The organism is Streptomyces sp. NPDC048441 (assembly GCF_043200235.1).
In the GTDB taxonomy this organism is placed as follows: Bacteria; Actinomycetota; Actinomycetes; order Streptomycetales; family Streptomycetaceae; genus Streptomyces.
Map to the genome: position 1 here is coordinate 321235 of NZ_JBICXM010000001.1, position 21021 is coordinate 342255.

The 21021-nt window shown below is 67.5% G+C and carries 20 protein-coding genes and 1 tRNA gene; 11 read left to right on the plus strand and 10 right to left on the minus strand.

Annotation, left to right across the window (positions count from 1 at the left end; all coding sequences use genetic code 11):
* Positions 1-129: 129 nt before the first annotated feature.
* A complete protein-coding gene (locus ACGFSB_RS01420) occupies positions 130-909 on the minus strand; it encodes a response regulator (RefSeq protein WP_393392348.1) in 780 nt (259 codons plus the stop codon).
* Complete coding sequence (locus ACGFSB_RS01425) at positions 906-2231, minus strand: sensor histidine kinase (protein ID WP_393392351.1); 1326 nt, start codon at positions 2229-2231, stop codon at positions 906-908. Before ACGFSB_RS01425 ends, ACGFSB_RS01420 begins: the two co-directional genes overlap by 4 nt.
* 164 nt (positions 2232-2395) lie before the next feature.
* On the opposite strand from ACGFSB_RS01425, the gene ACGFSB_RS01430 reads away from it, so the two are divergent.
* On the plus strand, positions 2396-3031 hold the full coding sequence (locus tag ACGFSB_RS01430; protein ID WP_393392353.1) for a DUF998 domain-containing protein: 636 nt from the start codon (positions 2396-2398) through the stop codon (positions 3029-3031).
* 112 nt (positions 3032-3143) lie between these two features.
* Here the strand turns inward: ACGFSB_RS01430 and ACGFSB_RS01435 are convergent, their stop codons facing one another.
* A complete protein-coding gene (locus tag ACGFSB_RS01435) occupies positions 3144-3572 on the minus strand; it encodes a VOC family protein (RefSeq protein WP_393392356.1) in 429 nt (142 codons plus the stop codon).
* Between the two features lie 245 nt (positions 3573-3817).
* Here ACGFSB_RS01435 and ACGFSB_RS01440 point away from each other — a divergent pair, with 245 nt between their 5' ends.
* The gene (locus tag ACGFSB_RS01440; RefSeq protein WP_393392358.1) at positions 3818-4366 is read left to right on the plus strand and encodes a hypothetical protein; all 549 of its coding nucleotides are present in this window, start codon (positions 3818-3820) and stop codon (positions 4364-4366) included.
* Positions 4367-4550: 184 nt separating this feature from the next.
* Here the strand turns inward: ACGFSB_RS01440 and ACGFSB_RS01445 are convergent.
* Positions 4551-4623: transfer RNA gene (locus tag ACGFSB_RS01445), tRNA-Arg, on the minus strand.
* A gap of 308 nt (positions 4624-4931) precedes the next feature.
* Between ACGFSB_RS01445 and ACGFSB_RS01450 the strand changes: the two genes are divergently transcribed.
* From ACGFSB_RS01450 to ACGFSB_RS01465, 4 genes are all read left to right on the plus strand, one after another.
* The gene (locus ACGFSB_RS01450) at positions 4932-6596 is read left to right on the plus strand and encodes a dynamin family protein (protein ID WP_393392360.1); all 1665 of its coding nucleotides are present in this window, start codon (positions 4932-4934) and stop codon (positions 6594-6596) included.
* 5 nt (positions 6597-6601) lie between these two features.
* Positions 6602-8527, plus strand: coding sequence for a GTPase (locus tag ACGFSB_RS01455; RefSeq protein ID WP_393392363.1), 1926 nt, complete (start codon positions 6602-6604; stop codon positions 8525-8527).
* Between the two features lie 167 nt (positions 8528-8694).
* On the plus strand, positions 8695-9135 hold the full coding sequence (locus tag ACGFSB_RS01460; protein WP_393392366.1) for a single-stranded DNA-binding protein: 441 nt from the start codon (positions 8695-8697) through the stop codon (positions 9133-9135).
* 584 nt (positions 9136-9719) lie between these two features.
* Positions 9720-11114 carry a Cys-Gln thioester bond-forming surface protein gene (locus tag ACGFSB_RS01465; protein ID WP_393392369.1) on the plus strand — a complete coding sequence of 465 codons (1395 nt, stop codon included), beginning with the start codon at positions 9720-9722 and terminating at the stop codon, positions 11112-11114.
* 65 nt (positions 11115-11179) lie between these two features.
* On the opposite strand, the gene ACGFSB_RS01470 is transcribed toward ACGFSB_RS01465, so the two are convergent.
* The 6 genes from ACGFSB_RS01470 to ACGFSB_RS01495 form a co-directional block, all read right to left on the minus strand.
* Positions 11180-11620, minus strand: a complete 441-nt coding sequence (locus tag ACGFSB_RS01470) for a VOC family protein (protein WP_393392371.1) — start codon at positions 11618-11620, stop codon at positions 11180-11182.
* A 391-nt stretch (positions 11621-12011) separates the two neighbouring features.
* The gene (locus ACGFSB_RS01475; RefSeq protein WP_393392374.1) at positions 12012-13235 is read right to left on the minus strand and encodes a tyrosine-type recombinase/integrase; all 1224 of its coding nucleotides are present in this window, start codon (positions 13233-13235) and stop codon (positions 12012-12014) included.
* 283 nt (positions 13236-13518) lie between these two features.
* Complete coding sequence (locus ACGFSB_RS01480; RefSeq protein ID WP_393392377.1) at positions 13519-14433, minus strand: DUF4365 domain-containing protein; 915 nt, start codon at positions 14431-14433, stop codon at positions 13519-13521.
* A gap of 255 nt (positions 14434-14688) precedes the next feature.
* Positions 14689-14970 carry a hypothetical protein gene (locus ACGFSB_RS01485; protein ID WP_393392379.1) on the minus strand — a complete coding sequence of 94 codons (282 nt, stop codon included), beginning with the start codon at positions 14968-14970 and terminating at the stop codon, positions 14689-14691.
* A complete protein-coding gene (locus tag ACGFSB_RS01490; protein ID WP_393393760.1) occupies positions 14967-15698 on the minus strand; it encodes a GntR family transcriptional regulator in 732 nt (243 codons plus the stop codon). The genes ACGFSB_RS01485 and ACGFSB_RS01490 overlap by 4 nt, the downstream gene beginning before the upstream one ends.
* A gap of 567 nt (positions 15699-16265) precedes the next feature.
* Entirely contained in the window at positions 16266-16544 is a 279-nt protein-coding gene (locus ACGFSB_RS01495; RefSeq protein WP_393392381.1) for a hypothetical protein, read from the minus strand.
* A 78-nt stretch (positions 16545-16622) separates the two neighbouring features.
* On the opposite strand from ACGFSB_RS01495, the gene ACGFSB_RS01500 reads away from it, so the two are divergent.
* The 5 genes from ACGFSB_RS01500 to ACGFSB_RS01520 all read left to right on the plus strand — a co-directional run bounded on the left by ACGFSB_RS01500 (position 16623) and on the right by ACGFSB_RS01520 (position 21014).
* A complete protein-coding gene (locus ACGFSB_RS01500; RefSeq protein WP_393392384.1) occupies positions 16623-17378 on the plus strand; it encodes a GntR family transcriptional regulator in 756 nt (251 codons plus the stop codon).
* Between the two features lie 241 nt (positions 17379-17619).
* The gene (locus ACGFSB_RS01505; RefSeq protein WP_393392385.1) at positions 17620-17898 is read left to right on the plus strand and encodes a hypothetical protein; all 279 of its coding nucleotides are present in this window, start codon (positions 17620-17622) and stop codon (positions 17896-17898) included.
* Positions 17899-18182: 284 nt separating this feature from the next.
* Complete coding sequence (ettA, locus tag ACGFSB_RS01510) at positions 18183-19847, plus strand: energy-dependent translational throttle protein EttA (RefSeq protein WP_393392388.1); 1665 nt, start codon at positions 18183-18185, stop codon at positions 19845-19847.
* Between the two features lie 37 nt (positions 19848-19884).
* Positions 19885-20331, plus strand: a complete 447-nt coding sequence (locus ACGFSB_RS01515) for an acyl-CoA thioesterase (protein WP_393392391.1) — start codon at positions 19885-19887, stop codon at positions 20329-20331.
* Positions 20328-21014, plus strand: a complete 687-nt coding sequence (locus ACGFSB_RS01520; RefSeq protein WP_393392394.1) for a hypothetical protein — start codon at positions 20328-20330, stop codon at positions 21012-21014. The genes ACGFSB_RS01515 and ACGFSB_RS01520 overlap by 4 nt, the downstream gene beginning before the upstream one ends.
* Positions 21015-21021: the final 7 nt, after the last annotated feature.

The window sequence follows — 21021 nt, forward strand, 5'->3', positions numbered from 1 at the left end:
GGGTAGTGAGGGGTGAGGGGGCTACCGCGTCGGGGGTGGCGGTGGCGGTGGCGGTGCCGGTGGCGCCACCGGCACCAATCGTTCAACGGCCGGAACACGCCCGGAAGTTCCCGATCCGAACTCAGGCGACTACCGGAGTGAGGAGCCCTCCCGGTCTGTTCGGGCCGTCCGGTCCGTTCGGTCCGTCCGGTCTCTCCAGTCTGTTCGTGGGGTCACCAGCCCCGCTTCGTAGGCGAGGATCACCGCCTGGGTGCGGTTGCTGGCGTCCAGCTTCGTCAGCACGTTGCCTACGTGTGTCTTGACGGTCTCCAGGCTCAGATGCAGGCGCGTCGCGGTCTCCCGGTTGGAGAGGCCCTGCGCCATGAGGCCCACGATCTCGATCTCGCGCGGGGTGAGGGAGGCGGTCCTTGAGGCGGTCCTCGCGTCGGGACGGCGGGGCTGCTCGGCAGCCAACTCCCGTACGACGTCGGGGAACAGTACCGAGTCACCGGTGGCCACCAGGCGGATGGCGTGCGCGATCTGCCGCGACGGCGCACGCTTGCGGATGAAGCCGCTGGCGCCCGCGCGCAGGGCGTCGTACACGTACGCATCGTTCTCGAAGGTCGTGATGACGACAACCTTCGGCGGATGGTCCAGGTCGGCAGCACGCAGCCGCCGGGTAGCCTCGATGCCGTTCACTTCGGGCATGCGTACGTCCATCAGGACGACGTCCGGGCGGAGTTCGGTGACGAGGGACAGCACTTCGGAGCCGTCGGCGGCCTCACCCACGACATCCAGATCGGGCTTGGCGGAGAGCAGGGCGCGCAGGCCGGTGCGGGTGAGTTCGTCGTCATCGACGATGAGGAGGGTGATGGGGCGGTCGTCGGCGCACTCTTCGGGGCGGTCGTCGGGGCGGTCGTCGGTCGTCACGGTGCCGACCGTAGCGGCAGACGGGCGGCGAGCCGCCAATGTGGGCCGGTGGCCGGATCATGGGTGAGGCCTGCGGAGACCTCGCCGCGCAGGAGCCGTACGCGTTCGGAGACGCCGGTGAGGCCGTGCCCGCCGCGTTCTTTGGGGGCGAGAGAGGCCCCGTCCACCCCGTCCGTCCCGTCCACCCGGTCCATCACATCCTCAGCAACGGGGTTGATGACCTCGATACCGAGCCACCCGTCCCGCGAGGCAACGTGAAGGCTGATGATCCCCGTCACCTCACCGCCACCGCCACCTCCATCGCTGCCACCGCCGTACCGAAGAGCGTTGGTCAGCCCCTCCTGGACGATCCGGTAGGCCTCGCGGGAGACGGTGGCCGGTACGTGGGCGAGGTCTCCGTAGGTCTCGACACCGAGCTCGACGCCTGCCCGTCGTACGTGTTCGGTGAGGGCGTCGAGGTCGGCGAGGGTGCGCTGCGTGGGGCTCGGCGCGGGAGCCCGGACCTGCCCTTGCCGCAGCACACCCAGGACGTGATCGAGGTCGTCCATGGCGGCCCGCGAGGTCTCCTCGATGCTGCTGAGCGCCCGCCGGGCCGCCGCGGGATCGCTGTCCATCAGCTCCCCGGCCATGGCGGCCTGGATGGTGGACGCGGTGAGAGTGTGACCGATGGAGTCGTGCAACTCCTGGGCCAGCTGGTTGCGTTGGGCTAGGAGCCGTAGCTGTCGTTCCGCGGCGGCGAGGCGCTCCGCGGGCCGTGGGCCGAGCAGCCCGTGTGCGAGGGCTCGCAGCAGTGCGGCGCCGCCCAGTACGGCGCATCCCGCTGCGGCGAGACACCCCACGGACGCGACGAGCGCCCAGGCCCCCGACCACCCACCGTGCAGGCGCAGACCTGACCCGAAGTTCGCCACGTCACCGCCCCCGCCGAGCCAGACGGTCAGCAGTACCACCGTCACGAACAGGAGCAGCCCCACGGCGACGGTCACCGCGCCACCGATGGCCATGTGCGCGCCCAGATACGCCGAAGTCCGCAGCCGATCGGCCCAGGAGGCCTTGGCGGCGGGGGCGGGCACGTCGACCCCCAACTGCCAGTCGGCGACCCCCAACTGTCGGTCGGCGAGCCCCACACACCCCCGTCGCGCCCCGCTGGGCAGCCCCATGGCGCCGACCACCAGGACAACAGCGAGTCCGAACCCGACGACGCGCACGACCGCGGGGAACTTCGGCGACGCGGTGAAGACCGCCACGGCCAGCGGCAGGAGCCCCATGACGGCGCCGAGGAACGAGTACGCCGTGTATCGCAGGTATCTGATCACCATCACCATCCGCGGAACGCTACCGGCGCCGCTGGTGCCGTACCTCCCCCTAAAGAGCCAGCTCGGCACAGCGATGTGGGAGAGACGCCGCGCCTGCGAACGTGCCCCGCATGAAAGCGAAGTGGGCCAGAATCGGCGCGATCGTATGGATTGCGAATGCCGCACAATTCCTGATGACGCAAGTGATCGTGGGAGCCGCCTGGAAAGGCCGTGCCAACACGCCCTACAGCTGGGCGAGCAACAACATCAGCGACCTGGGCAACGTCCACTGCCGGACCTGGGACGACTCCCGCCCCCGCTACGTCTGCTCGCCGATGCACGACGTGATGAACGTGTCCTTCGCGGTGCACGGCGTACTCCTCCTGGCAGGCGTGCTGTTGACCTCGGCGGGCGGACTCTGGGGAGCGGCCCGGATCTCGCGAGCGGCGCAGGCCCTGTTCGCCGTGAACGCGGGCGCGTGGGTGCTGGTGGGTTTCGTCCCCGCGGACGTGAACGAAGACCTGCACGTACTGGGCGCGTTCCTCATCATGGGGATAGGCGGCATCGGCTTGATCCTCACCGGATTCGCCCCTCGAGACGCGCTGCTCGGCAGCCTGCGTCCCATCTCCCTCACCATTGCCACGACCGCGGCACTGGCCACGTGGCTGTTCTTCGCCCAGCAGGACCCCGGGATCGGCCTCGGCGGAATGGAAAGGGTGACGGCATTCGCGCCGGATGCGTTGATGCTGGTCATCGCCATCACAGCACTCACGAGGCGCGAACCCGCCACTCCTCCTACGCGCACGCCGCCGCTAGGGAGCCGTCACTGACATGTGCCGGGCACCTCTACCTGGCGTGCCTCGCCACGAGGACGAGGTGCTACGAGGACACGTCGCTATGAGGACACGTCGCTATGAGGCCACGTTCGCGGCTCGCGGCCCCTCAGTCGATACAGAACTCGTTGCCCTCGATGTCCTGCATCGGGATGCACGCATCATTGCCGTCATACAGCGTTTGCAGGTGTACGGCGCCGAGCGGGACCAGCCGCGCGCATTCGGCCTCGAGTGCGGCGAGGCGCTCTTCACCCACGAGTCCGGTGCCGACCCGCACGTCAAGATGCACCCGGTTCTTGACGGCCTTGCCTTCGGGAACGCGCTGGAAGTACAGCCGCGGGCCCACGCCTGAGGGATCAACGCAGGCGAACCATGAATCCCGCTGCTCAGATGGCTGGGAGCGTTGGAAATCGTCCCAAGTGGCAAACCCCTCCGGGGGCGGCGGTACGACATACCCCAACACCTCGCACCAGAAGCGAGCGAGGCGCTCTGGTTCCGCGCAGTCGAAGGTGACTTGGAACTTCTTGATCGACATCATCCGGCCACCGTATGGGCGAGTGCTGCTCACCGAAACCCCCGGCGTGACATCGCGGCGGCGCGTGTGGCGCTTTACGACGCGGCCACTGCCATGTCACGAACGTGTCCTGAACGCGATCAAGAAGCAACTGGGGCAACCACGCTGACTCTCTGAGAGGACAGAAAGCGACACGGACGAACAGTCGCCCAGCTAGCCCGCCCGCTCCCCAGGAGCGTCACCCCCACACGCAGAGGACAGACACCAGAATGCGCACTCGGAAGATCTCGGTACTGACCATGACCGCAGTGGCCCTCAGCCTGGCGCTGACGGCATGCAACAACGACGACGCCGGCAACGCATCCCCCTCTGCGAGCAGCTCATCGGCGTCGGCCACGAGCACCCCGCAGTCCGACGGCACCGCGAAGGGCAAGCCGTCGGGAACGCCCGCCAAGTCCGACACGAAGTGCACGGACCAGCTCGACTACGCGGGTGACCCGCGCTCCAATGCCGAGATCAACTCCATCGGCGCGGACACGGGCACGTGCCCGCCGGTCAAGAAGTCGCCGTCCGACACGAAGTGCACGGACCAGCTCAACTACGCGGGTGACCCGCGCTCCAACGCCGAGATCAACTCCATCGGCGCGGACACGGGCACGTGCCCCGAGCCCCAGAAGTCCGACAAGGCGTCGGGCACGCCGAAGGACCCCGACACGAAGTGCACGGACCAGGTCAACTACGCGGGTGACTCGCGCTCCAATGCCGAGATCAACTCCATCGGCGAGGACACGGGCGTGTGCCCGCCGGTCAAGCAGTAGCGAATCGCGGGCACGCCCGCCAAGTCCGACACGAAGTGTTTACGGACCAGCTCAACGAGGCCCCTCCCCACGCTGACCTGGGGCCGGTCCGGCGCTTACACGCCCGCTACCGGGCTCTCGCTACGTTCCCCCGACCAGCAAAAAGGCCCTCCCGATCAGGAGGGCCGAACACGGACGGACTGTGCGCCCCCGGCAGGACTCGAACCTGCGGCCAAGCGCTTAGAAGGCGCCTGCTCTATCCACTGAGCTACGGGGGCCGGATGGTGGCCGGTGGCCTGGAGCCCGGGTGGGGACGAGCTGTGACCTTGCCGGGGACAAGGATAGGGCTCCCGGGTCCTTGTCCCTGGTGCTTCGCCTCCGCTACGCCATGTGGAGGTTCGGTGAAGCGGTCCTGATAATCGCAGGCAGGTACGAATCTCGCAGCGCTTTTGGCGTCTCACGCCCCGGGTGTTGTGCACTCGTTATGCCTGCGCCCCAGTCGCCCCTTCCGTCCTGAGTGTCCGATCGGCGCGCAGGCGGTGTCCATATGCTTCAGAAAGCTGCCAAAATTGGGCATTCTTCGCATGTGGTGACCTTGGACGTACGGCCTCAACTGCTCGACGCACTCTCCGCCCTGCGCGAGCGTGTCGCCGCCGCACGCTTTCCGCTCCCTCTCGTGGGGGCGCCACGCGCGCGTGCCAACCGGGATGAGCTCCTTGCCCAGCTCGACGACTACTTGGTGCCCCGCCTGCGGGCCCCCGAAGCGCCACTGCTCGCCGTGATCGGGGGATCCACCGGGGCGGGCAAGTCGACCCTGGTGAACTCCCTCGTCGGGCGGCAGGTCAGTGAGGCGGGGGTGCTGCGGCCGACCACCAGGACGCCGGTCCTTGTGTGCCATCCGGAGGATCACCACTGGTTCGCCGGAATGCGCGTACTGCCCGACCTCACGCGCGTGTGGGTGCCCCGGCCGGAGCCTTCGGACGACGAGAGCGACGGGGACGGTGACGGCGGCGGGAGCGAAGACCTGGTGCCGATCGGGCCCGATGGCGAGCGCGCGCTGCGCATCGAGACCTCGGAGACCCTGCCCCAGGGGCTCGCGCTCCTGGACGCCCCCGACGTCGACTCCCTGATCTCCGACAACCGGATCCTCGCCGCCTCCCTGATCTCGGCGGCCGACGTCTGGGTCATGGTCACGACCGCCTCCCGGTACGCGGACGCCGTGCCCTGGCATCTGCTGCGTACGGCCAAGGAGCACGACGCCACCCTCGTCACTGTCCTCGACCGGGTGCCCCACCAGCTGGTGGCCGAGGTGTCGCGGCAGTACGGCGCGCTGCTCACCAAGGCGGGCCTGGGCGACGTGCCGCGCTTCACCGTGCCCGAGCTGCCCGAGTCCGCGGGCGGCGGCGGGCTTCTGCCGGCCACCGCCGTCGCCCCGCTGAGGGCCTGGCTCACCCACCGGTCCCAGGAACCGGCGGCCCGTACGCAGGCGATCGCGCGGACGGCACTCGGCGTCATCCAGTCCCTCAACGTGCGGGTCCCGGAGCTCGCGGGCGCCGTCGCCACGCAGTACGCGGCCGCGCTGCGGCTCACCTCCGCCGTCGACGAGGCGTACGAGAGCGAGCACGCGCGCGTGCGGGAGCGTTTGCAGGCAGGGGCCGTACTCGCGGGGGACGCGCTGAAGCGCTGGCGCAGCTACCCCCTGGACTGCGGCGCGGGCGAACTCCTCGACGCCGTCGCCGAGAGCCTGGAGGCGCTGCTGCTGTGCGCGGTGACCGCCGCCGACGAGCGGATCGACGAGGCGTGGCGGCGCGAGCCCGCCTCCGCCGCCCCTGGGCTCACCGGCCGCGACCGGGACGCCGAGACCGCCGAGAGCGCCGAGCACCGCATCGGCATGGCGGTACGGCGCTGGCGGCGCGTCCTGGAGGAGTACGCCGAGGACGAGGTCCGCGGCCTCGACAAGCTCGAGAAGAACCTCGTACCCGACCCCGAGATGGTGGCCGCCCTGCTCGCCACCGCCCTGCTCGGCGGGCGCCGCGGACGCTCGGCGGGCGAGACGCTCGCCGAGCGCATCGGCGCCCACGGAGCGCTCCGGTTGCGAGACCGGGGCGGACGCCTGCTCACCACTTACCTGGACAACGTCCTGGGCGCGGAACGCGAGCGACGCCTAGCCCCGCTCGACGCCCTCGACGTGAACCCCGAACCCCAGTCCGACCTGATCGCCGCGCTGTCCGTACTGCAGAAGGAGAGGTGACCGCGGTGACTGCCGTCACTGATCACACCGAGCACGATGGGCGTTCCGAAGAGTCCGGGGGGCCAAAGGACGCTTCCGTAGGCGCCCGTAGTGGCTCCGAAGGTGCTCGTAATGACTCCGAGGGCGTCTGGGACGACGGGCTGATCGCGCGGCGCGGTGGTGCCGCGCGGGGTGACGCGGCTGAGGGCGCGTACATCCCGGCGGAGGCTCCGTCCGTCACCCCGTCGTCCGATACTCCGGCAGGTGCTCCGACCGGCGCTCCCTCAGGTGCTCCGACGGGCGCGTCCTCCAGCACTTCGGCCAGTACTTCGGCCAGTACTTCGACCGCCTACGAAGGCCCTCTGCGCGCCCGGCTCGACGCCCTGCGTGAACTCGTCGGGCTCTCCCGCACCCGGCTCGACAGCGCCACGCTCGCCGAGGCGGGCCGGGTTCTCGACGAGGCCGCGGCCCGGCGCAGACTTTCCGGCAGGCACACCGTCGTCGCCATCGCGGGTGCTACCGGCAGCGGCAAGTCGACGCTGTTCAACGCCCTGGCAGGGGTGACGATCTCGGAGACCGGTGTCCGCAGGCCGACCACGGCGGCCCCCATCGGCTGCAGCTGGACCGACGGCGCGGCGGGGCTCCTGGACCGCCTTGGCATCCCGGGGCGGCTGCGCAGGCGCCCGTTGCAGGGCCCGGACACGAGCACGCTCGAGGGGCTCGTCCTGATCGACCTGCCCGACCACGACTCGGCGGTCGGCGAGCACCGCGCCCACGTGGACCGGATCCTCGAGCTCGTCGACGCGGTCATCTGGGTCGTCGACCCCGAGAAGTACGCCGACGCGATGCTCCACGAGCGCTATCTGCGGCCCATGGCGGGGCACGCCGAGGTCACTTTCGTCGTACTCAACCAGGTGGACCGGCTCCCCGGCGACGCCGCCGACCAGGTCCTCGACGATCTGCGGCGGCTGCTCGACGAGGACGGCATCGCACTGGGCGAACACGGCGAACCGGGCGCCACGGTGCTCGCCCTCTCCGCCCTGACCGGCGACGGCATCGGTGAACTGCGGGAGTCACTCGGCCAGTTCACCCAGGAGCGGGGCGCCGCGGCCCGGCGGATCGCGGCGGACCTGGATGCCGCCGCCGACCGGCTGTGGCCCGTGTACGCGGCCGGGGCGTCCGGCGGCAGGGGCGGCGCGTGGATCGGGCTCAGCGAAGAGGCGCGCGAGGAATTCGCCGACCGGCTCGCGGACGCGGTGGGGGCGGCCGCCGCGGGGCAGGCGGCTGAACGGGCCTGGCGGCGCAACGCGGGCAAGGCGTGTGGCACGCCCTGGTTGCGGCTTTGGCGTTGGTACGAGGCCCAGCGCTCGCCGCGGAGCATGGGGTGGCCCGTGGCGCAGGCCGCGACGGACGAGGAGGCCACGGCTCGGCAGCGCGTCGAGCACGCGGTGCGCACAGTGGCCGACGAGGCGGCTTCGGGGCTGCCCCTGCCGTGGGGGCAGGCCGTGCGGGAGGCGGCGGTGCGCGGGGCTGAAGGGCTGCCCGATGCGCTTGACGAGCTGACGGTGACGGCGGGGGTGCCCCAGGGGCGGCCGCCGCGGCCCGGGTGGTGGCCGGTGGCGGTCCTCGCCCAGGCGGCGATGACGATGCTCCAAGTCGTGGGTGGACTTTGGCTGGTGGGCCAGATCGTCGGGATCGCCGCGCCGAACCTGGGGGTGCCGGTGATGTTGATGCTCGCGGGCATCGTGGGCGGTCCCTGCGTGGAGTGGGCGAGCCGGATGGCGGCACGGGGGCCTGCGCGGCGCTACGGCCTGGACGCGGAACGGCGACTGCGGGAGGCGGCTGCCGGGTGCGGACGGGCGCGGGTCCTGGATCCGGTGGCGGCGGAGCTGCTGCGGTATCGGGAGGTGCGGGAGCAGTACGTGCGGGTGACGGGGGCGGCTGTCGGCTGAGCGCCAGATGGCTCTGCTCCCTCGTTCGGGCGAGGGAGTTATCCACAACTGGCCGGTAGACCACAGGGCTCAGCGAGATCTTCCCGACCGGTCCACTCTGAGATCGCAGCCGCGGAACCGACCGCGGCGGCAGCGAAAGCGGAGTGGACGAGGGAGGGGTTCGGCGCATGAACGAGACCTTGGTGACGGTGGTGGGGAACGTCGCGACGACACCGGTGTTCCGGGAGCTGTCCTCCGGACCGGTCGCGCGGTTCCGGCTCGCGGTGACCGCGCGGTACTACGACGCCGTGCAGAACGTCTGGACGGACGGGCACACCAATTTCTTCACGGTGTGGGCGAGGCGAACACTCGGGACGAACGTGCAGGGATCACTGACGATCGGTGAACCAGTCATCGTGCAGGGGAAGTTGAAGGTTCGTGACGAGGAGCGGGGTGGCCAGCACTGGACATCGGCGGACATCGACGCGATGGTCATCGGCCACGATCTCTCGCGCGGCACGGCAGCGTTCCGACGCGTACTCAAAGCGAACGCGGCGCTGACGGATCCGGCGGCGATGGCGGAGGCGGCGGCGGCGGTGCGCGAGGCGGAGCCGGAACCGGTGGGGTGACGGAGGGTCAGGGGGCGGTTAGAGACGGGGAATCGGCGATCGACCGGCGTTTGATCGGCGTTTGATCGGCGGGTGATCGGCGGTTGGGCGGGAGGAGGTCCGGCAGGCTTCCGATGACGGGCGGTCGACGGACATCCGGTGGACCTCAGGCGGGCTTCCGACCCGCACCCAGCACGCTCCCCGCAGGCACTCGACACGCACCCGGCACGCTCCCCGCACGCCCCCGACGGGCGACCGATGTGCGGCTTATCGGCGAATGAGTGCCGTTGATTTGTCGATAAGCCCAGCTCGGGCAGGGTGTTGGCGATAACGATTCCGATTCGGATCGGTTATCGAATGGCTGTACTGGGGACCGTCATCTGCCGCGTCCCTAGGATGCCGGACGTAGCTCATGGGGCAGTTGGTAGTTGATGCCACGCAGGTGGCAGGTGATTCTGCCCCTTCAATCTGCTGGCGGGACCACCCCCCTCGATGTGAACGGGTCCCGACCGGAGGGGAATTCTGTGTCTTTTGCGCGTTCTGTGTCCTCTGCGTTCTCCGGGCTCGCCCGGTTCTCCGGGCGCTCCGCCGGTTCCGCGTGCTCCATGCCGTCTCTCCGGAGACGAGGCGCCACGCGCCTCGCCGCCCTGACCCTGGCGACCGGTCTCGCCACGACGGGCGCGATAGCCACCGCGGGTGCGGCCGCGGCGGACGATGTTCCCCAGCACCGGGGCGGAGCCACCGCGATGCTGGGCGGACTCCAGACGTACGACCAGGCCGTCATCCGTGACCACGGCGCGAGCCAGCGGGTGCCCGCCGGACTCTTCGAGATGTCCGTGGACGACGGCGGCACTCTGCAGACGTACTGCATCGATATCCACAACCCGACGCAGAAGGACGCGAAGTACGAGGAGACGCCTTGGAGTGGCACTTCGCTGAACGGCAACAAGAACGCGGGCCGGATCGGCTGGATCCTGCGGAACTCCTACCCGCAGGTGAACGACCTCGCCACGCTGGCCAGGAAGGCGGGCACGCGAGCGCTCACCGAACAGGCGGCGGCGGCAGGCACGCAGGTGGCGATCTGGCGCTACTCGGACGGCGCCGAGGTGGAGGCGGTCGACCCGCAGGCTGAGAAGCTCGCGGACTACCTCTACAAGAGCGCACGCGACTCGGCCGAGCCCAAGGCTTCGCTGACACTCGACCCACCGGCGATCTCCGGGCGCGCGGGCGAGCGGCTCGGTCCGGTCACCGTGCGGACGGACGCGGACGCGGTGTCCGTGACCCCGCCGGCGGACTCGGCGGCGAGCGGAGTGAAGGTCGTCGGCAAGGACGGCAAGCCAGTCACGTCCGCCGCCAACGGCAGCCAGCTGTTCTTCGAGGTCCCCCAGGGCACCCCGGACGGCTCGGCGGCCCTCGCCGTGCAGGCGTCGACCACCGTGCCGGTCGGCCGCGCCTTCACCTCCGAGACCAGGAGCCAGACGCAGATCCTGGCGGGCTCCAGCGAATCGACGGTCTCCGCGACGGCGAACGCCAGCTGGGCCAAGAAGGGCGCGATACCGGCGCTGTCCGCGGAGAAGAACTGCGCCAAGGGCGGCGTGGACATCACGGCGAGCAACAAGGGGGACCAGGCGTTCACCTTCCGGCTGATGGGCTTCAAGCACACCATCGAGGCCGGCACGTCGCGGACCGTGACGATCCCGCTGCAGGAGGACCAGCCTTACGACTTCACGATCAACGGGCCGAACGGCTTCGAGAAGCGGTTCAAGGGAGTGCTCGACTGCAAGACCGAGGGCAGCACGATAGGCAACAAGACGGAGCCCGTCTCCCAGCCGAGCCCCGCGTCGGCAGGCGGCACCGGCAGCGGTGACCTCGCGGAGACAGGCGGTTCCAGCGCGACGCCGATGATCGCCGGAATAGCGATCCTCATGGTCGTGCTCGGTGCGGCGGCGATGTTCCTCCTGCGCAAGAAGAAGGCGCCGGCGGAGCCGTCGGAGGACTGAATGCCCTTAGTGCCCTTCTGCCTGCGACGCCTCTCCTTTCGGCTGCGTGGTTCGGTTCGTCCTTCTCAGCGCAGTTGCTCGGCCAGTCCGACGATGATGCCCTCCGGGCCGCGGACGTAGCAGAGCAGATAGCTGTCCTCGAACCGGGCCATCTCGCCGACGAGTTCGGCGCCGTGAGGCCGCAGGCGGGCAACGGTGTCCTCGATGTCGTCGACGGCGAACATGACCCGGTGCGTGCCCAGAATGTTGTGCGGCCGGTTCCGCGGCCCGTCGCTGATCGCCGCGGGGCTGCGGTACTTCGACAGCTCGAGGCGGCTGTGGCCGTCCGGGGTCCGGACCATCGCGATGTCACAGTGGACGCCGTCGAGTCCGGTGCACTGGTCGGCGACGAGGCCCTTGACCTCCGCCCTGCCCTCCAGCTCCATACCGAGTTCCACGAAGAACGCGATGGCGGCATCCATGTCCTCGACGACGATGCCGACGTTGTCCATCCGCTGAATAGCCATGCTGGTTTCTCCTTATTCCTTGTGCGGCCGGTGCTGGCCGCTGATGTCCCTGGGACGGAGCCGGTGGCACGTTCTCGACATCAGCAGACTGCCGAACTCCGAAAAATCTGGACCGCGCCTCAGGTGAGATCCATTGAGATCCATCAGAGCTCCCTGGGCCTTGCGACGTCGCTCGGCGACGACCGATGGTGACAGTCAGTGGTGGACTACTTACCCAAGTAGTCGGAGAACGTCCAGTTCATGGCCCCCCAGCCATACTGGTTTCCCCCGGTAGGTGGCCGTCAGGCAAGATGGGGTGTTTTTGCCGAGCCCGATCATGCCAACGACCCCTGACCAGCGGGGGAACCGCTAATCAGGGGCCGGAGCTGGGCCGTGGGCCGTCTGTGGGCCGTTAGGCCGCTGAGGCGACGACCGGGGCGGGCTTCCGCAGGAAGACGGCGGACACGGCGGTTCTGGTTCGAGCCTCGCTGCTCGGCATCAAGTGCGTGTAGATCCGCAGCGTGAAGCCGGGGTCCGAGTGTCCCAGGTAGACGCTCAACGCCTTGATGCTTTCGCCAGCGTCCAGGAGGACCGAGGCGTAGAAGTGCCGCAGGGCATGCATGCCGTCGTCCGGTGCGGCGGCGTAGCGCTTCTCGCCGCGGGCCTTGGACGGGATGACGCCCGCGAAGGCCAGGGCGGGCTTCCACACGTAGTCATCGAAGTAGCTGCGCCATATGGCCTTGCCCACGCTGCTCGTGAAGACGAGCCTTCGGGTCACGAGTGGACCGTCCGGCGTCTTCCACGGCAAGGTGACCTCGACCGGCGGAAATTGGTCTATGTGCTCACGGAAGCCCGCAGCCACAACGGGACTGAGCGGAGTGTCCCGGAGCTTGCCCCGCTTGGGCGGCGCGAAGACCAGCGTGCCGCGTACGCGCTTGATCTGCTGGCGGACGTGCACCCAGCCGGTGTCGAAGTCGATGTTCTCCTTGGCGAGGCCGAACACCTCTCCCTGGCGGAGTCCGCAGCCACCGCCCGCGTCCACTGTGGCGGCGTATCGGTCAGGCAGCCCCGCGCGAACAGCGAACACGCGTTCCTCGGGCCAGGGATGGATCAGCCGGGGCTCAGGCTCGGGGGCCTTGACCGATTGGGCGTGGCACGGGTTCGACCTGAGGACTCCGTCATCGACCGCAGCGTTGAACAGCGACGACACCGAGTCGTAAATGGCGCGGCGGTACGTCGCATTCGGCAGCGCCAAGCTGAGCATGTTCAGCCAGGTGCGCATGTGCTCGGGCTTGAAGGAGCCCATGGGACGCGATCCCAGGTAGGGAATCGCGTGCAGCCGGATGCGTCGGTTCACGACTTCCTGACTGCCGAGGTCCGTCGTCAAGCCGTCCAGCCACTTCGCGGCGTACTCCCGGAACGTGATCTGCCCGGCTTTCGGGTCGATGAACTGGCCCGCGTCCATGTCTGCCTTGACCCGCGTGAGCCACTTCTCGGCGAGCCCCTTCTGACGGTCCGGGAAGCTCTTGGACTGCTCGGAGCCGTCCGGCCCGACGTAGCGGGCGCGGGAGCGCAGACCGGTGCCGTAGCGGTCGGTCTTGACCTTGACTGACTTGGGACGAAGTGGCCTATGCAATTCCGATGAGCGCACACCGCATAGGCTGCCGCCTAACCCGGTGCTCGGAGGTGCCTCTATGCAAGAGCTAGACCGGCAGGAGGAGGAGACGGGTTAAGTGGTGGCGGCACACCTGGCACGGAACCGGTTCCCTGCGTTGCATCCTGTCAGACGTCGGCCAGTAGCACAGGAGCACAGCAATCACATCAGCCGGGGTGTTCGCTTTCGTTCCTGTCCACTGAACCACCGGTATGACCGGGGTGACTGGTCTACGCAGGAAGCTGTTGTCAGTTCCTCGGATTCGTCATAGCCACTCCTCATCTCCAATCCAGGTAATTGCTTGCGCAACAGCAGATTTGAGAGATTGATCGTCTCCGCTCTCCGGGTCCCAAGAGGCGAAGAACAAAGGAGGCTGGATCCTTGCCCCCCTCAGTTCCGGGTGGTCGCTTACGTGCTTTGCGCCGCAAATTACGCCAACCATTGGGCGGTAGCGCGGTCCCTCACCGTAGCGAATGAGGTGGCTCAAAGGTTGGCCTGGTCTGATGAGCGCCACGTCAATGGTTCCGCTTCCTGACTTCATCCACAAGGCCAGATCGACAGGGATGCGGTCATTGTGTTCATGACCTACGACAGCGATTGCCCGGAAGAGCATGGGCAGGCGAGCGGCCAACAGGTTTCGATAGAGCTCAAATGTAGCTATCCAATCACCCTGAATATATGTGCTATCAAGTTTCCAGGCGAGAGGGTTATTGAGCGACTCAAGTTCGGATGCTGGCCTTGTGAGAGGCCGCAAAGCAACCCGTGCATCAGCGGTCATTTCCTGTGCGGATGGGAGATGAACTTTCCAACCGCTTCCCGTCGATACCACCGTGCTGTTGCTTACGTGTTGCCAATAAACCTTGCGCGTCTCAGGATTGTATAGTGCCACAATTACTGGCAATGAGTGCCCCAGCCAGTAGTCCACATGTGCCGCATTTGCAACAAACCACCATCCATCGCTGGTGGGTGACGCAAAGTAGCTCTGACCGGACTTGATCTGAACTGCAAGTAGTTGCCCGGTTGCACGTGATGTAGCACGGTCCACAACCTCGAAGTGCGCGTCGATGCCCACGTCGACGGTCGACTGCTCTCGGAAGATCCAACCGAGTTCACGGGTGACGAGGTGGCCTATCCAAGTCACTCCCTCGCGTTCGATCTGCTGCGACTGGCCGATCTGCACGACTGCCTCTTCCCCCTGAAGTGGTGGCCTGGATACCTGCGGCATCGTATGGCGACAGCGTATTGTCGGCCACATCGCGGTTGTCGAGCGTGGTAGGAAGAGAGAACCGCGAGCAGGTCAGCGCCGGGTCGGCAGCCGATGAGCCAAGCGCTTCTAATCGCTTGGCTTCCAGCCCAGAGATGCCGACCGAGGAACGGGGTCACCTGGGGGAGTTGGGGCGACTGAGACAGGCTAGGCATTAGCGGTGGTAGGTACTCACCGCTGAGAAGTGCTGCGACTGATTGCTACGCGGAGCGCATTCCGCAAGGCTCCCTGCAGGTCTGTCACCAGGAGGCGCAGCCGGTCTGGCTCGGCATCCTCGCCGTCCAGTACTTCCTGTGACTGTTCCAGCAGTGCCGCCGCCATCCCGAGGTGTACCGCCTCGATGTTGTCGGCCAGACGGGACATGTGGCCGCCGTTGTCATTGGTGCTGAGGTAGCAGGGCTTGCCGTCTGGCCCTGACCAGGGGAGGAGCCGCAACTCGTTTCGGTAGGTCATCTTTCCGGCCGTCCTTCGTCGATTGCGTGGTTGTTAGTGAAGACCGCGTCGGCGCGGTCCCCGGGGAGCACTAGGAGTGCAGCCTCGATCACGCGCCCAGTGATGTCGGCCGTCACTTGTGTGATCGCGAGGACGGCTAGTGCAGAGCTGATTTGAAGGGTCGAGGCTTCGTCTCGCGTTGGGAGGCGAGCGCTGACTGTCTCCCTGACGTTGGCGGGTGTCGGGAGCAGTACTGCGAAGCTCGCCGCTGCTTCGTGGGACATAGACGGCTCGTTGAGCATGGCGGCCGGCGCCAGGTCGCGGGGGACGTAAATGCGAGCCAGGCTGTGGGGCGACTTCGCCTCGTATTTCAGGCAGAGAAACTCCGTGAGTGGGCTTCCGGTCGACACTTGTAAGAGGGCTGTCAGATGGCCGCGCGCCCGGATCTTGGTAGTGCGGACCGTGATGCGCAGCGCTGCGTCGGCAGCGATCTGCGGAGGCCGCGTGCCAGAGCCGCCGACATACGTGATTCTGCGTAGAGAGCGATGAACGAAGTTCCCCTTGCCGTGGATCTTGTCGACTAGGCCCTCCGCTTGCAGCACTGCTAGAGCACTCCGCAGCGTCGCTGTGCTGACTTCGTATTGGGCGGCTAGTTGAGCCTCGGAGGGGAGGCGCTCGCCCGGCTTGAGCCGACCGGCCGTGATCCGGTCGCGGAGGTCGTTCGCGATGCAGTGACGGCGAGAGAGCATCGAATGGGTCACGTTCCTCTCGTCGTCCGAAGTGCGACGAGGCGGCTCTGCGGGTTGATAGTCAGCAGTTCGCCCGAGTCGAAGACGAGTTGTTTGCAGCCCTGGGGCAGCTGAAAAAGGTCTGTCACCCAGGAGGGTTGGCCGCCGATCTGAATGACGTCACCGCACTGCACGCTGGTCGCGCTGATCACGACTGTGTAGACCTGCGCGCCGCCTGGCGCTGATCCCTTCACCGCGGTACCTCCACGGGCGCTTGCGGGTTGGCCGCCGCGTGGCAGGGACAAGCGCACGCCTCATAGATCACGGGAACGTCGATCGGCGCTGAAGCGGGGTTGGACTCCGCGCATGCGTGGTGCGTACCGAGTCGGCACGCGCTCGACCGGTAGGGGGCGGCCTGGGTGTGCGTGATGGGGCGCCAGGGATTAGAGGGCATCAGCAGGCACCGGTCCGGGCGCACCAGCTGGCCATAAGCGCGGGGCGAAGTTCCTCTGCCGAGCGCTGTCGTGCGCGCTCCTTGTAGACCCGTAAAGGGGAGCGCTCGGTACGGATGGACACGTTGTTCAGCTCCTATCGCTGATCGCTCGGTCCGTCGACGTCACCCGTCGTCGGGACCGCTTTGCGTACGGCCGCCCAGAGGGTGCGGCTGTTCAAGCTGGTGGCGAGGAGGCCGAACCGGTCCGCCTCCGCCACCACTTCCAGGGCCTCCCGCCATGACTCGGCGGAGAGCGATTCCGGTACCTCCGCCTCGATCGACGTGTCTCGGTCGTGCTCCTCCACGCGCGTGGTGAGCCCGAGGGCTGATAACCGTGCGGCGATGGCCTCTGCGCTCACTTCTGCAGCAGGCACAGGGCAGCCTCCGTCACCGGCGATCACTTTGAGTTAAGCTAGTTAACTAGATTAGGGCTAGTGGACTAGATTTTCCATATGTCTGAGCAGCCTCCTTATCTCCGCATCGCCGACGAGCTCCGGCGGCGGGTCGCGGAGCACGTGTGGACGCCCGGAGATCGGCTCCCTTCCCGCGCTCAGATCGCCCAGGAATGCGGCGTGGGCGACAACGTGGTGCGCCGGGCCCAGGAGCTTCTGATCTCCCAGGGGGTGCTGGAGGGGCGTGCCGGTTCTGGCACCTACGTTGCCGAGCCCCGGAAGCGCGTGCGGGTTGTTCGTTCGGCGGCGCGCGAGCAGCGCCAGAGCTCCCCGTTTCGTGCGGACATGAAGGCCGTGGGTAGGCAAGGGGACTGGGAGAGTCGCACCGATGCCAAGCTCCCCGCGCCGGCTGATGTCGCCACGCGGCTCGGTATCGCCGAGGGTGATCTGTGCGTCCGAACCGCCTACGAGTTCCTCGCCGACGGAAAGCCGGTTCAGCTGTCGACGAGTTGGGAGCCGTACGAGCTCACCGGCGGCACTCTCGTCGTTCTCCCTGAGGGCGGCCCGCATGCCGGGGTAGGCGTCGTGAACCGGATGGCCGCGATCGGCGTCACCGTCAGCCACGCCGTGGAGCAGCCGGAACCGCGGCAGGCGACTGCCGAGGAAGCGTCACTCCTGGGAATTCAGAAGGCGGCCCTCGTCACTCACATCCGTCGGACGTACTACAGCGACGAGGGCCGACCCGTGGAGACGGCGGACATCGTGGTGCCCGCTGCTCTCTGCGAGATCGTCTACGAGGTTCCGATCAGTCGCTAGCAGGGCGACGTCTATCGCCGTCTAAGCTCCTCCGCCATGGAGTGGATATCGCCAGTAAGTACGCTGCTTGGCGCGGTCATCGGGGTCGGTTCCACGCTGATGGCTGATCGCGTCAGTTGGCGCAGGGAGCGTGCCGGTCAGAGTCTCGACGTGCGTCGGCAGCTCTACGCCGACTACACCGCTGCGCTCTCGCGAATGCGGACAGCGCTCAACGAGTGCGTGCAGGCAGACATCCCTGTGGATGAACGCGCCCAGAGGGTGCTCGAACTGTTTCTGGCGCCCTCTGGGGGCGTACGAGATCCGCCACCAGCTAGCCATTACCGCGCCGCACGACGTCGTCGAGGCCTCACGCGCCGCATTCGTCGTCCTGAGGGATACGCGCGACCTGCTCATGGACAGCGCTGCTGTCGAGAGCACTGCTTACCGGGCGTTGGAGGACAGGTTCGATTCGGCGGTCGCGGAACTCCGCAAGATCATGCGCCGAGACCTCGGTGTGTCCGAGTCGACCACGAGAGGTTGACAGGCGCCTCGAACCGGACCGCACCTTCACTTGGCTCACAGCGAGCAACTCCCGATTGCTCCCCAGTCGCGGACAGTCCTTGGAGGCCGGGCCCTAGGCCGTCCCTGGGCCGTGCGAGGTCGCTCAGCAGCGACCGATAGCGACAGCCAGTGACAGGTCAACTACCCAAGTAGTCGGAGAACGTCCAGGTCATGGCCCCCCAGCCATACTGGTTTCCCCCGGTAGGTGGCCGTCAGGCAAGATGGGGTGTATCTGCCCACTCACTGATTGCCGGACGGTTTCTCTTGGCTGAGTACATCTACACCATGCGCAAGACGCGCAAGGCGCACGGCGACAAGGTGATTCTTGATGACGTCACCCTGAGCTTCCTTCCTGGCGCCAAGATCGGTGTCGTGGGTCCCAACGGCGCCGGTAAGTCCACGGTGCTGAAGATCATGGCGGGGCTCGAGCAGCCGTCGAACGGTGATGCTTTCCTCTCGCCCGGGTACAGCGTCGGCATGCTCATGCAGGAGCCGGAGCTCGACGAGTCGAAGACCGTTCTGGAGAACGTCCAGGACGGCGCCGCCGAGATCATGGGCAAGCTCAAGCGCTTCAACGAGGTCGCCGAGCTCATGGCGACCGACTACTCCGACGCGCTCATGGACGAGATGGGCAAGCTCCAGGAGGACCTGGACCACTCCAACGCGTGGGACCTCGACGCCCAGCTCGAGCAGGCCATGGACGCGCTCGGCTGCCCGCCGGGCGACTGGCCTGTCACCACCCTCTCCGGTGGTGAGAAGCGCCGCGTCGCGCTCTGCAAGCTCCTCATCGAGGCGCCCGACCTGCTCCTCCTCGACGAGCCCACCAACCATCTCGACGCCGAGTCGGTGAACTGGCTGGAGCAGCACCTCTCCCAGTACGCCGGCGCTGTCGTAGCGGTCACTCACGACCGGTACTTCCTGGACAACGTCGCCCAGTGGATCCTCGAGCTCGACCGTGGCCGCGCCCACCCGTACGAGGGCAACTACTCCACGTACCTGGAGAAGAAGTCCACGCGTCTCAAGGTCGAGGGCCGCAAGGACGAGAAGCGTGCCAAGCGGCTCAAGGAAGAGCTCGAGTGGGTGCGGTCCAGCGCCAAGGGGCGTCAGGCCAAGTCCAAGGCGCGTCTTGCCCGTTACGAGGAGATGGCCGCCGAGGCGGACAAGATGCGGAAGCTGGACTTCGAGGAGATCCAGATTCCGCCGGGTCCGCGTCTCGGCTCGATCGTCGTCGAGGTCGAGAATCTTTCGAAGGCCTTTGGCGACAAGGTTCTCGTCGACAATCTGAGCTTCTCGTTGCCGCGCAACGGCATCGTCGGCATCATCGGTCCGAACGGCGCGGGCAAGACCACGCTGTTCAAGATGATCCAGGGCCTGGAGCAGCCGGACTCCGGCGCGATCAAGATCGGCGACACGGTCAAGGTCAGTTACGTCGACCAGGGCCGTGCCAACATCGACCCGAAGAAGACCCTGTGGGCCGTCGTGTCGGACGAGCTCGACTACATCAATGTCGGGCAGGTCGAGATGCCCTCTCGGGCGTACGTCTCCGCCTTCGGGTTCAAGGGGCCCGACCAGCAGAAGCCTGCCGGCGTGCTCTCCGGTGGTGAGCGCAACCGCCTCAACCTGGCGCTGACCCTCAAGGAGGGCGGCAACCTGCTCCTCCTGGATGAGCCCACTAACGACCTCGACGTGGAGACGCTGTCCTCCCTCGAGAACGCGCTTCTGGAGTTCCCGGGCGCGGCTGTGGTCATTTCCCACGACCGGTGGTTCCTCGACCGCGTCGCCACGCACATCCTCGCGTACGAGGGTGACTCCACCTGGTACTGGTTCGAGGGCAACTTCGAGTCCTACGAGAAGAACAAGATCGAGCGTCTTGGCGCCGACGCGGCTCGTCCGCACCGTGCCACCTACAAGAAGCTCACTCGAGGCTGAGACAGAGGCAGAAGCAGAAGCAGAGGCAGAGACTTACATGAGTCGGCATATCTATAGTTGCCCCCTCCGGTGGTCGGACATGGATGCCTTCGGGCACGTCAACAACGCCGTCTTCCTGCGGTACTTGGAAGAGGCGCGGATCGACTTCATGTTCCGGCTCGCGCCCGGGGACGGCAGCCCGTCGTTCTCCGGCGGGTCCGTCGTGGCCCGCCATGAGATCGACTACGTACGGCCGTTGGTGCACCGGCACTCGCCGGTGACCATCGAGTCGTGGGTGACGAAGATAGGCGCTGCCTCGCTCACCATCTCGTACGAGGTCAAGGACCCCGAGCAGGTGTATGTGCGGGCCTCGACGATCGTCGTCCCGTTCAATCTGGAGACGCAGCGGCCTCGGCGGATCACCGCCGAGGAGAAGGCCGTGCTCCTGACGTTCATGGACGGTTACGGCGATGAGGACGAGAGTGCGGAGGCGCTCGTCGCATGACGGCGCGGCTGCACTTCGCCGATGCCGGGGAGGCGGGAGACCTCGCCGCCTTCCTGGCCCGGCTGATCCACTACGACAAGGCCGCGGCGGTCCGTCTCCAGGCGGCGGGGGACACCCTCGCCGTGTTCGGGCGGCCGCCTTCGTTCGAGGTGCTCGCCATCCGGACGGCGCGGCTCGCGAAGCCGTACGAGCATGGGCTCGACACGATGCTCGATGTCACCGTCTCCGCCGGTGAACTCCTCGAGTCCGTAGGGGAGTCGGCGGAGTCCGCCGCGACAGCGGGTGTGGCTGACGTGCCGTCGGCCGTCACCGGGCCGCCGTGGGCCGGTGTGCTTCCGCCCAGGGGCGGCTGGCAGCCGGAGCCGGGGCTGCCGCCGGTGGACGCTGTGCGGGGCCTTGTTGTTGCGGCTGTCGCTGAATTCAAGTCCCGGGTCGAGGAGTTGCCGCCGGAGCGGCGGATCCGGGTGGAGCTCGATCAGGTGGGGCGGGAGATCTGGTCCAGGACCATCGGGGACACCGGGCTCCCCGTGCGGGCCGCTCATGCCGCGCAGGCGCTGGGCTTCCTCCGGGGGGAATCGCTCGACCTGCTGTCGTCCGGTGCGTGGCTGCGGCTGCGTACGGACTATGGGTCTATTGCCGTGCGTCGAGCCGGAGTTGGCGGACTTTCAGTGACGCCGGCCTAGAGGTTGG